Raw genomic sequence first — 12,663 nt, 5'->3', positions numbered from 1 at the left:
AACAAAAAAACCTCTTCCAGATAAGAAGAGGTTTACATTCGGCACTCTTTCTTATCTGTCAGCTGTATAGCTGCAAGAATTAGCACCGTGCTTAAATAAGTCGGTTGCCGGGCTTCATCGGGCTGGTCCCTCCGCCTGCTCTTGATAAGAATTTCATTATATTAATTCAGTTGGATTATTGCACCAATTTCAACATATGTCAATCCCTTTTGTGAAATAATTCTAAACTTTCTATCCGGGAAATCGCCTCTTTTATCCGTTCATTTGTAGTTAAAAGACCGACCCGTACATACCCTTCTCCATATTCTCCAAATCCTACACCAGGAGCAACGGCCACTTTGATTTTTTCAAGTAAATAGGTTGAGAACTCAACAGATGTGAACCCTTCCGGCACCTTAAGCCAGGCAAAGAAGGAACCTTGTGGAGCTTTTACATCCCACCCAATTCCCTGTAGACCCGAGATCAGGAGTTGTCTTCGTTCTTCATATGTGGCAACCAGTTCCGTTACGCAATCCTGGGAACTCAGCAAAGCCGTGGTGGCTGCTTCTTGAATCGCGCCGAACAGACTTACGTAAAGGTGATCCTGGAGGAGATTGATCGCTTCAATGACACTCTTATTCCCAACGGCAAAACCGACTCTCCAGCCTGCCATATTAAAGGTCTTCGATAAAGTATATATCTCAATCCCGACATCCTTTGCACCATCCGTCTCAAGAAAGCTCAAAGGCTTCTGTCCATCGAAACCGATCGCCCCGTAAGCAAAGTCATGCACCACACAAATATCATGCTTTGAAGCAAGTTCCACCGTGTCGTCGAAAAAGGATTTTGTGGCGGTAGCACCCGTTGGATTATTGGGGTAATTGAGGAACATTAATTTCGCCCTTTCCCATTCTTCAGGGGAATGTACACGATAGTCCGGAAGAAACCCATTCTCCTCTTTCAACGGCATCTTGATCATACTGGCTTCTGCCAATGCGACCCCCGATACATAATCCGGATAACCTGGATCCGGGACAAATACTCCATCCCCGGGGTTCAATAAACATTGAGGGATCTCCACTAAACCTGCTTTTCCTCCGAAGAGAACCGCTACTTCGGTTTCGGGATCTATCTCCACCCCGTATTCCCGCAAATAAAAAGCTGCAATCGCCTCCTTAAAGGTCGATAAACCACGAAATGGAGGATATTTATGATTAGAAGGAGACTTGGCCGCTTCTGTTAATTTTCCCACAATATGTGGAGGGGTCGGCTGATCTGGATTTCCCTGTCCCAAATTAATGACATCATGCCCCTCATTCACAACAGCATTCACAGTTCCTGCAAGGGAAGCGAAAAATTGTTCCGGTAATGATTCCAAGCGTTTTGCTTTTTCAAAGTGTTTCATAGATTCACCCACTCATTTTTTTGAAAATTAATTACTTTCAAATTCTAGTCACAAATGATATAACGGAACATAAAGAATGTAAAGGAATAAATAATAAAAATACATAACGAGGTGATGGTAATGATTCAAAAGGTGGGTCTCGCCCAGATGGATATTGTGTTTGGGGATCCTGAAGAAAACAAGGTGAGAGTGGAACAGTGGGTCAAAAAAGCAAAGGAAGAGGGATGCGGTATCGTCGTTCTTCCTGAACTCTGGACGACAGGTTATGATCTTACACGGATAAATGAGATCGCAGATGAGGGAGCCGAAGATTCTTCCTCCTTTCTGACTTCCCTGTCAAAAAAATATTCCATTCACATCATAGGAGGCTCTGTTGCCAATAAATCAACAGATGGAGTTAGAAATACACTATTGGTGGCTGATGCATATGGCGTGTTGGTGAAACGGTATTCAAAGCTTCACTTATTCAAACTAATGAATGAACATCATTATCTTCTTCCCGGAGAGGAAGACGGGGCGTTCTCTCTTGATGATACGATGATGGCAGGACTCATATGTTACGACATCCGTTTCCCTGAATGGTTCAGGAAACATGTCATGATGGGAGCAAAGATTGTCTTCGTGGTGGCTGAATGGCCGGCTGCCAGAATGGATCACTGGGAGACCCTCTTAAGGGCACGTGCGATTGAAAATCAATGCTTTGTGATTGCATGCAACCGTGTGGGGAGTGACCCTGACAATGAATTTGGCGGCTCTTCCCTTATCATTGATCCATGGGGGGAAATCCTTGCAAAAGGAACCAAAAGTGAACAGTTGGTCGCTGCTGAAATCGATTTGCAGGAAGTAGAAAAGGTCCGTAAACAAATTCCGATCTTTCAAGACCGGAGACCAAATTTTTATTAGAAGATATTAAAAAACCGTTGACATGGAAAATACTTCAATGGTACCATTCAATTCAAATGAACATTCAGAATTTTAATTAAATAGGACATACGCAACTCTTATCAAGAGCTGGCTGAGGGATTTGGCCCTATGAAGCCCAGCAACCGACCATAATACCGTTGTAAAACGGGGCGCTGTATGCGCCGGATGATCAATCCAGTAAGGCACGGTGCTAATTCCAACAGAAAGATCATCTTTCTGGGAGATAAGAGGCGAAGAAGATGACTCTTCAAGCCTCTTTCGAACATGGAAAGAGGCTTTTCTTATGCCGCGGAAAAGCCTCCCTAACACCCTTTCTTTCATAAGGGTGCACTAAAAGGAGGAACGAAAATGGCAATCACTAAGCTCAATACGTACCAACCACTAACGGAACAGTCGGCCATCGCTATAGCCGTGAATGTAGGAATATTTGAAGACGGTTCACTTTTAACTTGTGAAGAAATCGGGGATGGGAACCTTAATCTCGTTTTTCATGTAGTTGAGAGGAATTCAGGTAAAGGAATCATCATCAAGCAAGCCCTCCCCTATGCAAAGGTTGTAGGTGAAAGCTGGCCACTGACGATCGAAAGGGCAAGGATTGAAGCGGGTGCCTTACAACTTCAGCGATCATTTGTAGGCGATCTCGTACCGGAAGTGTATCATTCTGATCCATCCCTTGCCGTCACGGTGATGGAGGATTTAAGCAACCTCACCATCGCACGTGCCGGCCTGCTCAATGGGAATAAGTACCCTAAGCTATCAGACGACATCGGTACATTCCTTGCAAATACACTGTACTTCACGTCTGATTATGCCCTTCATCCATTTAAGAAAAAAGAATATGTGAAAGAATTTTCTAATCCTGAGCTATGCAAAATCACGGAGGACCTAGTATTCACGGATCCTTTTTTCAACAGTGAAACGAATGAGTTTGAGGAGGAATTATCCGGGGATGTCCAGCAATTATGGGATGATTTCACTGTAAAACTCGAGGTCGCAAAACTTAAAAGGAGTTTCCTTACCGAAGGGGAAGCCCTGCTTCATGGAGACCTCCATACAGGCAGCATCTTTGTGGATGACGAACACACCAAAGTCATTGACCCGGAATTTGCTTTTTATGGGCCGATCGGTTTCGATATCGGTCAGTTTATTGCCAATCTTATTTTCCAAGTGATCGCGAATCCAGGTGAAAAGGAATTCATCCTCCACCATATCGAAAATACTTGGAACGTCTTCTCTGCTACTTTCTCCAGACATTGGAAGGAAAGTGGTGACGCCTATACGAAGGTGAATGGGTACCTTGAGTATGTATTGGAGAAGAGTTTTCAGGACAGCATCGGGTTTGCAGGATGCGAATGTATAAGAAGGACAATCGGTCTTGCACATGTGGAAGACCTCGAGAGCATCGAAGATAAAGAACAAAGATTAAAGGCAAAACGAGCATGCCTCAACCTTGGAAAAAAATTGATTGTAAATCGGAAACACATTCCTTCCATTGAAGAGCTTCTGACTTTAGTACGGTCCCATTCTGAATAATTAAAGGAGATACTCATGACACATACACCGACCATTCCAACTTCACTCGAGTGGCATGAAGATCATTTACTGATTCTTAATCAACAAAAGCTGCCGAACACTGTGGAATATTTGACGCTAACGAACATTACAGACTATTATGAAGCCATCGTTTCGCTTAAAGTGCGAGGTGCCCCGGCAATCGGGATCACAGCCGCCTATGGATTGGCACATGCTGCTTCTCATTATGAAACAGACAATCTGACAGAATTCAATCACCTTTTCAGGAAGGATAAAGAATACCTCGCTGATTCAAGGCCGACGGCAGTCAATCTGTTCTGGGCATTGAATCGGTTGGAACAAGTTCTTGCCCATGCACAATCCGTGAATGAAGCCAAGACCAATCTGCTTCATTCTGCCATTCAGATCCATACGGAGGATGAGGAAATATGCAGGATGATCGGTGAACACGCATTGGATGCATTGGATGACAAGAGGAAGATCATGACCATCTGTAATGCGGGATCCATTGCCACGGGTAAATATGGAACGGCACTTGCCCCCTTTCACCTAGGCAGGGAAAGGGGAATAGGGTTCCAAGTATTCGCCTGTGAGACACGCCCTGTCCTTCAGGGCGCCCGACTCACTGCCTGGGAGCTTCAGCAATCAGGAGTCGACGTGACCCTCATTACGGACAGCATGGCCGCTCATACAATAAAGGAGAAAGGTGTGGAAGCTGTGATCGTTGGAGCCGACCGGATTTCTGCGAATGGGGATACCGCGAACAAAATCGGTACGTCCATGCTTGCCATCCTATGCCATCATTACAATATACCATTCTACGTGGCTGCCCCTTCTTCTACATTCGACCTCACCTCGAGAACAGGTGACGATATCCCGATTGAAGAAAGAGGGCCAGACGAAATCACGATGATAGGTGGCTCTATGATCGCACCCGAACACATTCATGTTTATAATCCCGCTTTTGATGTGACTTCCCATGAACTGATTACCGGCATCATCACCGAAAAAGGTGTGCTGTATCCAGGTTTTCAAGAAAGCATTCAACGGACGATAAATCAGGAATAAATAGATTGAAAGAGAAGGAATTCACCCTTCTCTTTCATTTTTCATTCTGATAGTTTTGAAGATGCCCACATTTCCTTCGGATTCACCTCATAAATGCCGTTTTCCCGATACATGAACTGATGGATGATGAACTCTCTTCTCAAGGTGGCGAAATCTTCATGGAATTGTAGAATGTACTCATTCAGCTCTTTTTCCTTATACTTTTCCCCCACCTTCAGACCTTCCACGAGGTGTTCAAGAATGAATAGTTTTTTCTTTTGTTGGGCGGGAATACTTTTAATCCGTCCATTTTTCTCCAGAAAATTGTTCTTCACCTTCTGTTTTTCTTTCATTAACTTCTCTGACATTGTCCTGTCCCCTTTCTCTTCTTGAGCGAACCTGTGCAGAACGTCCCCATGATGGCTTAATACTTTTTTATTCAAATGGTAGTAAACCGTGTTCTTCTCTTTCCGTGAATAAACAAGGTTGCACTCTTTCAGTTTCGTCAAATGATGGGAGATCGTTGGCGCAGTAAGTCCAAGCTTTCCTGCTATGGCCCCCACGTGCAAACTCTCTTCTGCCAATAAATAAACGATCTTGATGCGGGTCGCGTCCCCCATCGTTTTATGAAATGCGATCTGTTTGCTTAATTGCACCGTTCCACCTCCTACCTATTTAGATTATCATCTAATTAGATGATAATCTAAATAGAAAAAATCATCAACTGTTATTTTCAGAATTTCCCCCCGCATGACCGTTTCGTGTCGCCAAAACCAAAAACAGGCATTCTCCACATGGAAAATGCCTGTTCCTGTTATTGTTCTAATGAGAGTAACGTTTCTTTTTTGTCTATCTGCTTTCCTGCATAACCGGTGAGTGTCTTATTTTTCCCAATGACACGGTGGCAAGGGATGATGACGGGAAAACGGTTGGCTTTATTCGCCTGCCCCACAGCCCGGACCGCTTTCGGTCTTTGAATGGCTTGTGCTACATCCTGATACGACCAGGTTTCGCCATAGGGTATTTCCTTGAGGATATTTCATACTTCTTTTTGGAACTCGGTCCCTTCGATTTTCAAAGGAAGATCAAATGCTCTTCTATCACCCTTAAAAAACTCCAGTATCTGTTCCTTTGCTCGAATCAAAATGGGATGATCCGTTTCGATGGACGCTTCTTCCTCCACAAACTGCACAGAAAGCAATTGAGTCGAATCGGACGTCAGCTTAAGATTCCCGATGGGGCTGTCGATTACAATCGTATGAATGGTCATTTACAGGACTCCTTTATGATTTAGGCAGATAGATATGGAAAACGGTTCCTTCTCCAACGATGCTTTCAACCTGGACGCTGCCTTTATGTTCTTTAATAATCTTAAAGCTTACCATAAGCCCAAGTCCAGTCCCTCTTTCTTTTGTTGTATAAAAAGGTTCGCCGAGCTTCTTGATTTTATCCTTTGAGATTCCGCCTCCCTGGTCTTTTATTTCGATATGAATCAACCCGTCATCGGTCTCCCCGATGCTAATGGAAATCACCCCTCCATCCGACATGACTTCAATTGCATTCTTAATGACATTGATGAATACCTGTTTTAACTGATTGGGTTCAGCTACTATGGTCGGGAGGTCTTCCTGATACTTTTCCTCATACTGAACATTATGCATGACGGCCTGTGCACTCAGCAATTCCACAGTATCCTTCATGATCCTGATTAAATTCGTCTCCTGGTATTGGATCGCCTGAGGTTTGGCCAACACGAGAAACTCCGTGATGATTGACTCAATACGCTGGAATTCAGAAGTGATCACATTAAAGTACATCTCATGATCCTTTCCGACGCTGTTCTCAAGCAGTTGGATGAATCCTTTAAGTGCCGTCATCGGGTTTCTGATTTCATGGGCGATCCCTGCCGCAAGCTCCCCTACCACACTTAATGTGTCAGACTTCCTCAGTTGTTCCTGCATCTCGATTTGATCTGTGATGTCCCGGATGATGGTTAAATTCAGATTAGAGAGCAAATTGTATTTCGACGATAATTCAACGTATTGAACCCTGTCCCTGGAGGATGTCAGCGTTTTTAAAAACGTTGCCTGACCTTCTTCCTTCAATTGATGCAGATAATCCTCATAGGCTTCCTCACCCGGTTCAATATTCAATATCTCACGTACATCTTTACCAATGAGCTGATCTTTATCCAACTTAATGATGTTACTCACTTCAGGATTCGAATCAACGACGACATAATTGTGATTGGTCAGAAGCAGTCCGTCCAATGAACCTTCGAATATCTTCCGGAACCTTTCCTCACTCTCACGCAGTTCCTTCTCCATTTGATATCGTTCACTGACATTACGGAATATGGTCATATTATAACCATCCACGGAATGAAGCTTGGACGTGAATTCCAAATGTTTGAGCTGATTGTTCGGCATGAGGAACAACACCTCATCCCTTACAGCCCCGCTTCTATATAATTGTTCCATGACCAAATCAAACTTCTGGCTTTCCAAGGGGTAAACGAAATCCCTGATTTTTTTTGAAAGGAGCTCGGAAAGTGTGCATTCAAATATTTTCAGTGCTGAAGAGTTCGCTTTAAGGACCCTTCCGTCCTGATCCCATAAGACAATGGCATCTATCGCTTCTTCAAACAACCCTTTGAACAATTCCTCATTACGCTTCAGTTGGATCTCCATCTGCCTTTTTTCCGTTACATCTCTGAGAATGGCCATGTGGAGCTTATGATGGACGTATGGACTTGTCGTAAATTCCACGATTGAAATACTTTGTGATTTCTTGATTGGAATTTCACCACGGGCTTTTTTATTTTGAGAAATCAATTCTTTGATTTTTTCAACCTTATAATGGGCATTCTCTGGAATGAAGGAACTGATATTCCTCTTGGTGATCTCATCCTTATCGAGTCCCACTTGCAAACTGAATGCATGATTCACATCATTGATATTTCCATCAATATCGAATAGCACGATCCCCTCTGAAGCATTCTGGAAAATGTTCGATAGTAAGTGTACATTTAAATGATCTTTGCGCTCCTTCTCCTTCAGTTCCGTTACATCCTTAAAATATAAATATGCATTAGGTGAAATGGTCGATTTTTTCAGCAAAAGTTCGACGTGGATGATTTTCTTCTCATTTACATTCATCAGGGTTTCGTCTTCCAAGGTTTTTCCCGTTTCCATTACTTCCTTATAATGGGCAACTATGGGCGCGGGCACTGAAGAGAAAAACGTGCTGAAGAGCTTCCCTACAACATTCTCATCATTTGACTCCAGGGTTTCATATGCTTCGGGGTTGGCATAAACGATTTTCAACTCTTTATTGATCACAAGCATCGGCATGGGTGAAGCTGAGCAAATTTCCCTATCGACGGGATGACATAAATCCCTATTTTGCTCTTCCTTCACATTACTACTATTAGTCATTTCCTCATCCCCCTACTAAATTAAAAGACGACCATTGGCTTAAATCTTACAGAATCCGCATAGCTCCCCGTACTTCTGGTGATAATTAACAATGAAAATCATGTTTTGCTCATTGTATCCTAGGGTAAGAATGAATTAGGATTAAACTTTTCTAAAAGATGGTGAAGATATGAAACAGCGCGACTATTACTTCGACAATGCCAAATTCATTTTGATCTTTTTAGTGGTATTTGGACATGTCATCCGATCCTATATCGAAAGCGATCCCTTTATCCTTTCACTGTATAAAACGATTTACACTTTCCACATGCCGGCCTTCATACTTGTGGCAGGATTCTTCGCGAAAGGATTCTATAAAAAGGGATATATCCAGAAACTTGCTAAAAAGTTGATACTTCCTTACATTGTGTTTCAACTGATCTATACGGTGTACTATCATTTTCTGTATCAAAAATCAACATTCGAGGTGGATCCACTTAATCCTCACTGGTCATTGTGGTTCCTTATCAGCCTTTTCTGCTGGAACGCACTCCTTTATGCTTTCATCAAATGGTTTAAATTCAAACCTGGAATAGGCTTGACAGTGGCTTTTTCACTTGGACTGCTTGTAGGGTTCGCCGATGTTATTTCAAATTATCTAAGTCTGTCCCGAACATTTGTGTTCTTTCCTATATTCCTGATGGGGTACTACATGGAGAAGGAGCACTTCGAATATTTTAAAACGAGTAAAGCCCGTTTAGTGGCAGGTTCATTATTTGTAATCGTATTTTTAGGGATGTATTTTGTACCTGAATTCTCAGATAAATGGCTCCTTGGTTCCAAACCTTACGGAGATTTTGAATGGAACAACGTCATCAGCATGGGTGTCAGGGCGGCTGTTTATTTATTAAACGTCGTGATGATCTTCAGCTTTTTCACATTTGTTCCTACAAAAAGACAGTTTTTCACCAAGTGGGGGAAAAACACTCTCTATGTGTACTTACTCCACGGTTTTCTCATTCGGTTGTTCCGTGAAAGCCATCTTAAGGACACGATTGACCCTAACACCAGTCTTTTACTGTTACTCGGGGTATCCTTTGTACTGACGATGATATTTTCAACAAAATTCTTTACGAGCATCACACAACCTATCATCGAGTTTAGATCAACCAGGCTGCAGAAACTGTTTTCCAAAAGGGAAATGAAAACAAGATAAAATCTCACTAGAAAGGGCTGACCCCATTGTATTCACGGGTCAGTCCCTTTTTCATGATTAACTATTCGCTTATGGTCGAGAATCAACTGGTTCATTATTCAACACAATTTTCAAAAAACGTATATTACCTTATATTATTCGCACCTTTTCCTAAAATTCCTTCTAATAGTTACAATAAATTTAAATTCATTTAAGACAAACATTGAGCTTTATCGCAAGCTTAGATAAAATGATAGTCAGGTTGGTTTATAACGTTGTACGAACAACTTGAAACAGATCCTCATTTGGTTACTGAAAGTCATATGACTGAGAGTCAAACGGACTTAGAATAAAGGAGAATATGAATGAAGAAAGTCGTCTTAAGTACGTTAAATGCAAAATACATTCACACGAATTTAGCTATTCGCTGTCTAAAGGCCTATGCCGAACCCCAACACGAAATTGAGCTATCAGAGTACACGATAAAGGATCCCACCCTTAATATCGTTACCGACTTATTCTCTAAAAAGCCGGACATCATCGGATTCAGCTGCTACATCTGGAATATCGAAGAAACGATCAAAGTCATTCAGATCCTTCGAAAAATCATGCCAGAGGTAACGATCATCCTCGGAGGTCCCGAAGTGACATATGACGTCCCATATTGGCTGGAGCGCCTTGAAGACGTCGACTTCATTGTAATGGGCGAAGGAGAAGAATCCTTCAAACAATTATTGGATCAGCTTAATGGTGATAAAGATTGGTCGAAGGTACATGGAGTGGCTTATTTAGATAATGGAAAGCCTGTTATCAAGCCGCAACAAAATAAAATTGATTTAAGGGAGGTCCCTTCCCCTTTCCGTTTTCAGGAAGATCTGCAAGAGCTCGGCAAAAGGGTGACCTATATCGAGACAAGCAGAGGATGCCCGTTCCGCTGTCAATTCTGCCTTTCTTCCATAGAAGTGGGTGTACGCTACTTTGACCGTGAAAAGGTAAAAGAAGACATCCGATTCCTGATGAAACATGGGGCAAAGACCATTAAGTTTGTGGACCGGACCTTTAATATCAGCCGAAGCTACGCAATGGAAATGTTCCAATTCCTTATTGACGAGCACTTGCCGGGTACCGTCTTTCAATTTGAAATCACGGCAGACATCATGCGTCCCGAAGTGATTGAATTCCTCAATGAACATGCTCCACGGGGCCTATTCCGATTTGAGATCGGCATTCAATCAACCAACGATGAAACAAATGATCTGGTCATGAGAAAACAAAACTATAAAAAGCTCACGAGAACCGTCACTATGGTGAAAGAGGGTAAAAAAATCGATCAGCATCTGGATTTGATCGCTGGTCTTCCTGAAGAGGATTACCAATCATTCCGTAAAACGTTCAATGATGTGTTTGAAATGAGACCTGAAGAGCTACAATTAGGATTTCTTAAGATGCTGCGGGGTACGGGCCTTAGAATTCGCGCAAATGATCATCAGTATACGTATATGGATCATTCCCCTTATGAAATCTTGGGGAATAATGTATTGTCATTCGACGATATCGTTCGGATCAAGCAGGTGGAAGACGTATTGGAGAAATATTGGAACGATCACCGCATGGACCGAACGATTGAGTATCTGGTCACTGAATGCTTTGACACTCCATTTGATTTCTTCCAGCAGTTTGGTTCCTATTGGGAAAACCGCGGATGGTCCAGGATCGGCCATCAGTTGGAAGATCTGTTCAAACGACTACATGAGTTTTTATCCAATGAAACAAGCTTTCACATTTCAGTCATTGAAGGTCTCATGAAGCTCGACTATTTAGACAATCAAAAATACAAACCAAGAAAACCATGGTGGACCCATGAGCTGACGAAGGAAGAGCGATCTGCCATTTATCAAAGTCTTTTAGCACAGCCAACCATTGCAGGCGATGCATTTGCCAGTCTTAAATTAAATGAAAAAGAGTTGTATAAACATACACTCCTCGAAACGATCCGTTCAAAAGAAGGTCAGGATCAGTACGTTCTTGCCTACTTTGAGCCCTCATCCGGTCAATCTACCGTATTCGAGTTTGACCGTCAACTTGTACAATGATAAAGAAGAAAAAATGTTAAGCGAATCGCTTAACATTTTTTCTTCTTTTCTTCTGTCTTTGATTGTTTTCGGGTCACTTCCATTATTTTGGCTGCATTGACATCTCCAAATTCCTGACCGAATTCTTCACGGAAAGACTGTTTTTTATCTTTCATCAGCCTCTCCCTTTTTTTCCTTTTGCTGAATTTCTATTCTTTCCTTTTGCCGTATCCTCACCTTGTGAGAATTCAGCAGAAAATTCAGTCTCCTGCTTATTTTTAAGGGGTGTTTGATTATTCTTTTCAGCAGCATCATACTGTGCTTTACGTTTCATTTATAACTCATCTCCTTTGAGCTTATTTTTCCCACCTCACCCTTTTCCATTCTTCTAAAAATAGGTATTCACTCAACTGAATAATTCAACATTTACTCCGGAAACTAAGGAAAAATGGCGAATGAGGATAGGACATGATACTAATTTTTTTGCTGGCATATGCGTTTTTAGGGTGGAAGTTTGGCAATTGGAAGGATTTCTACAGCTATTATCCCACTTTATTATTTTTTATTATCGGGGATCTACTTTCTCAATTTCTATTATTTGATTATTCCATGTGGGAGTTCCGTACTGTCACACCCTTTGGGGACTCTCTTCATTTGAATCACACCATGATTTCATTGGGCAAAATGGCGATTCAATATACAGTCACCATTACCATTTTTATCGGGAGACTTCCGACGGGTTTATGGATGAGGGTTGGTTGGATCTTGTTATGGACAGGTATCTATGGTTTGACAGAAGGCCTTTCCCACCTCATCGGCATGATGACATATCATAACGGATGGCATTTCGGCTGGGATCTTCTTTTTAATCTGATGATGTTCACAGTACTGATCGTCCATCATAAAAACCCGCTCCTAGGCTGGATCATCTCCATCCCCATCATCCTAATCCTTATGATCCACTTTCACGTACCCTACTCTGCCTTAAAATGAAGGTACCTTTCATTGGACAAAAAAAGAGGCTGGATATACTATATCCATTCCTCTAAAGACGAGCGATTATAAAATTAGTTAGGATTGCTTGCTACACCG

At 42.2% G+C, this 12,663-nt stretch carries 11 protein-coding genes, 1 pseudogene and 2 riboswitches; of the genes and pseudogenes, 6 read left to right on the top strand and 6 right to left on the bottom strand.

The window, feature by feature from the left end; translation table 11 throughout:
- Nucleotides 1–48: 48 nt before the first annotated feature.
- Nucleotides 49–151: riboswitch (SAM riboswitch) on the bottom strand.
- 48 nt (nucleotides 152–199) lie between these two features.
- Nucleotides 200–1,384: a pyridoxal phosphate-dependent aminotransferase gene (locus BVI01S_RS10465; protein WP_061810110.1), complete on the bottom strand. Its 1,185-nt coding sequence runs from the start codon at nucleotides 1,382–1,384 to the stop codon at nucleotides 200–202.
- A gap of 120 nt (nucleotides 1,385–1,504) precedes the next feature.
- Between BVI01S_RS10465 and BVI01S_RS10460 the strand changes: the two genes are divergently transcribed.
- The 3 genes from BVI01S_RS10460 to mtnA all read left to right on the top strand — a co-directional run bounded on the left by BVI01S_RS10460 (nucleotide 1,505) and on the right by mtnA (nucleotide 4,909).
- Nucleotides 1,505–2,287: a carbon-nitrogen family hydrolase gene (locus BVI01S_RS10460; RefSeq protein ID WP_034763637.1), complete on the top strand. Its 783-nt coding sequence runs from the start codon at nucleotides 1,505–1,507 to the stop codon at nucleotides 2,285–2,287.
- A gap of 95 nt (nucleotides 2,288–2,382) precedes the next feature.
- A riboswitch (SAM riboswitch) is annotated at nucleotides 2,383–2,538 on the top strand.
- Between the two features lie 118 nt (nucleotides 2,539–2,656).
- Entirely contained in the window at nucleotides 2,657–3,841 is a 1,185-nt protein-coding gene (gene mtnK / locus BVI01S_RS10455) for an S-methyl-5-thioribose kinase (RefSeq protein WP_061810109.1), read from the top strand.
- A 15-nt stretch (nucleotides 3,842–3,856) separates the two neighbouring features.
- Nucleotides 3,857–4,909, top strand: coding sequence for an S-methyl-5-thioribose-1-phosphate isomerase (mtnA, locus tag BVI01S_RS10450; RefSeq protein ID WP_034763634.1), 1,053 nt, complete (start codon nucleotides 3,857–3,859; stop codon nucleotides 4,907–4,909).
- A gap of 41 nt (nucleotides 4,910–4,950) precedes the next feature.
- Here mtnA and BVI01S_RS10445 read toward each other — a convergent pair whose 3' ends face one another.
- From BVI01S_RS10445 to BVI01S_RS10435, 3 genes and pseudogenes are all read right to left on the bottom strand, one after another.
- Complete coding sequence (locus BVI01S_RS10445; protein ID WP_034763633.1) at nucleotides 4,951–5,544, bottom strand: DUF2087 domain-containing protein; 594 nt, start codon at nucleotides 5,542–5,544, stop codon at nucleotides 4,951–4,953.
- A gap of 158 nt (nucleotides 5,545–5,702) precedes the next feature.
- Nucleotides 5,703–6,158 (bottom strand): annotated as a pseudogene (locus BVI01S_RS10440) (methylated-DNA--[protein]-cysteine S-methyltransferase).
- A gap of 13 nt (nucleotides 6,159–6,171) precedes the next feature.
- Nucleotides 6,172–8,325 (bottom strand): PAS domain-containing sensor histidine kinase, encoded by a 2,154-nt coding sequence (locus tag BVI01S_RS10435; RefSeq protein ID WP_034763630.1) that lies wholly within the window; start codon nucleotides 8,323–8,325, stop codon nucleotides 6,172–6,174.
- Nucleotides 8,326–8,494: 169 nt separating this feature from the next.
- On the opposite strand from BVI01S_RS10435, the gene BVI01S_RS10430 reads away from it, so the two are divergent.
- Nucleotides 8,495–9,520 carry an acyltransferase family protein gene (locus BVI01S_RS10430; protein ID WP_034763628.1) on the top strand — a complete coding sequence of 342 codons (1,026 nt, stop codon included), beginning with the start codon at nucleotides 8,495–8,497 and terminating at the stop codon, nucleotides 9,518–9,520.
- A 344-nt stretch (nucleotides 9,521–9,864) separates the two neighbouring features.
- On the top strand, nucleotides 9,865–11,592 hold the full coding sequence (locus BVI01S_RS10425) for a B12-binding domain-containing radical SAM protein (RefSeq protein ID WP_034763627.1): 1,728 nt from the start codon (nucleotides 9,865–9,867) through the stop codon (nucleotides 11,590–11,592).
- Between the two features lie 29 nt (nucleotides 11,593–11,621).
- On the opposite strand, the gene ykzE is transcribed toward BVI01S_RS10425, so the two are convergent.
- The gene (ykzE, locus tag BVI01S_RS23140; protein WP_256504075.1) at nucleotides 11,622–11,747 is read right to left on the bottom strand and encodes a protein YkzE; all 126 of its coding nucleotides are present in this window, start codon (nucleotides 11,745–11,747) and stop codon (nucleotides 11,622–11,624) included.
- On the bottom strand, nucleotides 11,747–11,905 hold the full coding sequence (gene ykzP / locus BVI01S_RS22740; RefSeq protein ID WP_094075235.1) for a protein YkzP: 159 nt from the start codon (nucleotides 11,903–11,905) through the stop codon (nucleotides 11,747–11,749). Before ykzP ends, ykzE begins: the two co-directional genes overlap by 1 nt.
- Before the next feature lie 134 nt (nucleotides 11,906–12,039).
- Here ykzP and BVI01S_RS10420 point away from each other — a divergent pair, with 134 nt between their 5' ends.
- Nucleotides 12,040–12,564: a hypothetical protein gene (locus BVI01S_RS10420; protein WP_061810108.1), complete on the top strand. Its 525-nt coding sequence runs from the start codon at nucleotides 12,040–12,042 to the stop codon at nucleotides 12,562–12,564.
- Nucleotides 12,565–12,663: the final 99 nt, after the last annotated feature.

Source organism: Rossellomorea vietnamensis NBRC 101237, assembly GCF_001591825.1.
Lineage (GTDB): Bacteria > Bacillota > Bacilli > Bacillales > Bacillaceae_B > Rossellomorea > Rossellomorea vietnamensis.
Note: the sequence above shows the minus strand (reverse complement) of the source record. Positions and strands in the feature narration are given on the sequence as shown.

Coding starts and splice junctions, on each gene's coding strand:
- BVI01S_RS10465 (WP_061810110.1), bottom strand. CDS start 1,384: ATGAAACACTTTGAAAAAGCAAAACGCTTGGAATCATTACCGGAACAA.
- BVI01S_RS10460 (WP_034763637.1), top strand. CDS start 1,505: ATGATTCAAAAGGTGGGTCTCGCCCAGATGGATATTGTGTTTGGGGAT.
- mtnK (WP_061810109.1), top strand. CDS start 2,657: ATGGCAATCACTAAGCTCAATACGTACCAACCACTAACGGAACAGTCG.
- mtnA (WP_034763634.1), top strand. CDS start 3,857: ATGACACATACACCGACCATTCCAACTTCACTCGAGTGGCATGAAGAT.
- BVI01S_RS10435 (WP_034763630.1), bottom strand. CDS start 8,325: ATGACTAATAGTAGTAATGTGAAGGAAGAGCAAAATAGGGATTTATGT.
- BVI01S_RS10430 (WP_034763628.1), top strand. CDS start 8,495: ATGAAACAGCGCGACTATTACTTCGACAATGCCAAATTCATTTTGATC.
- BVI01S_RS10425 (WP_034763627.1), top strand. CDS start 9,865: ATGAAGAAAGTCGTCTTAAGTACGTTAAATGCAAAATACATTCACACG.
- ykzE (WP_256504075.1), bottom strand. CDS start 11,747: ATGAAAGATAAAAAACAGTCTTTCCGTGAAGAATTCGGTCAGGAATTT.
- ykzP (WP_094075235.1), bottom strand. CDS start 11,905: ATGAAACGTAAAGCACAGTATGATGCTGCTGAAAAGAATAATCAAACA.
- BVI01S_RS10420 (WP_061810108.1), top strand. CDS start 12,040: ATGATACTAATTTTTTTGCTGGCATATGCGTTTTTAGGGTGGAAGTTT.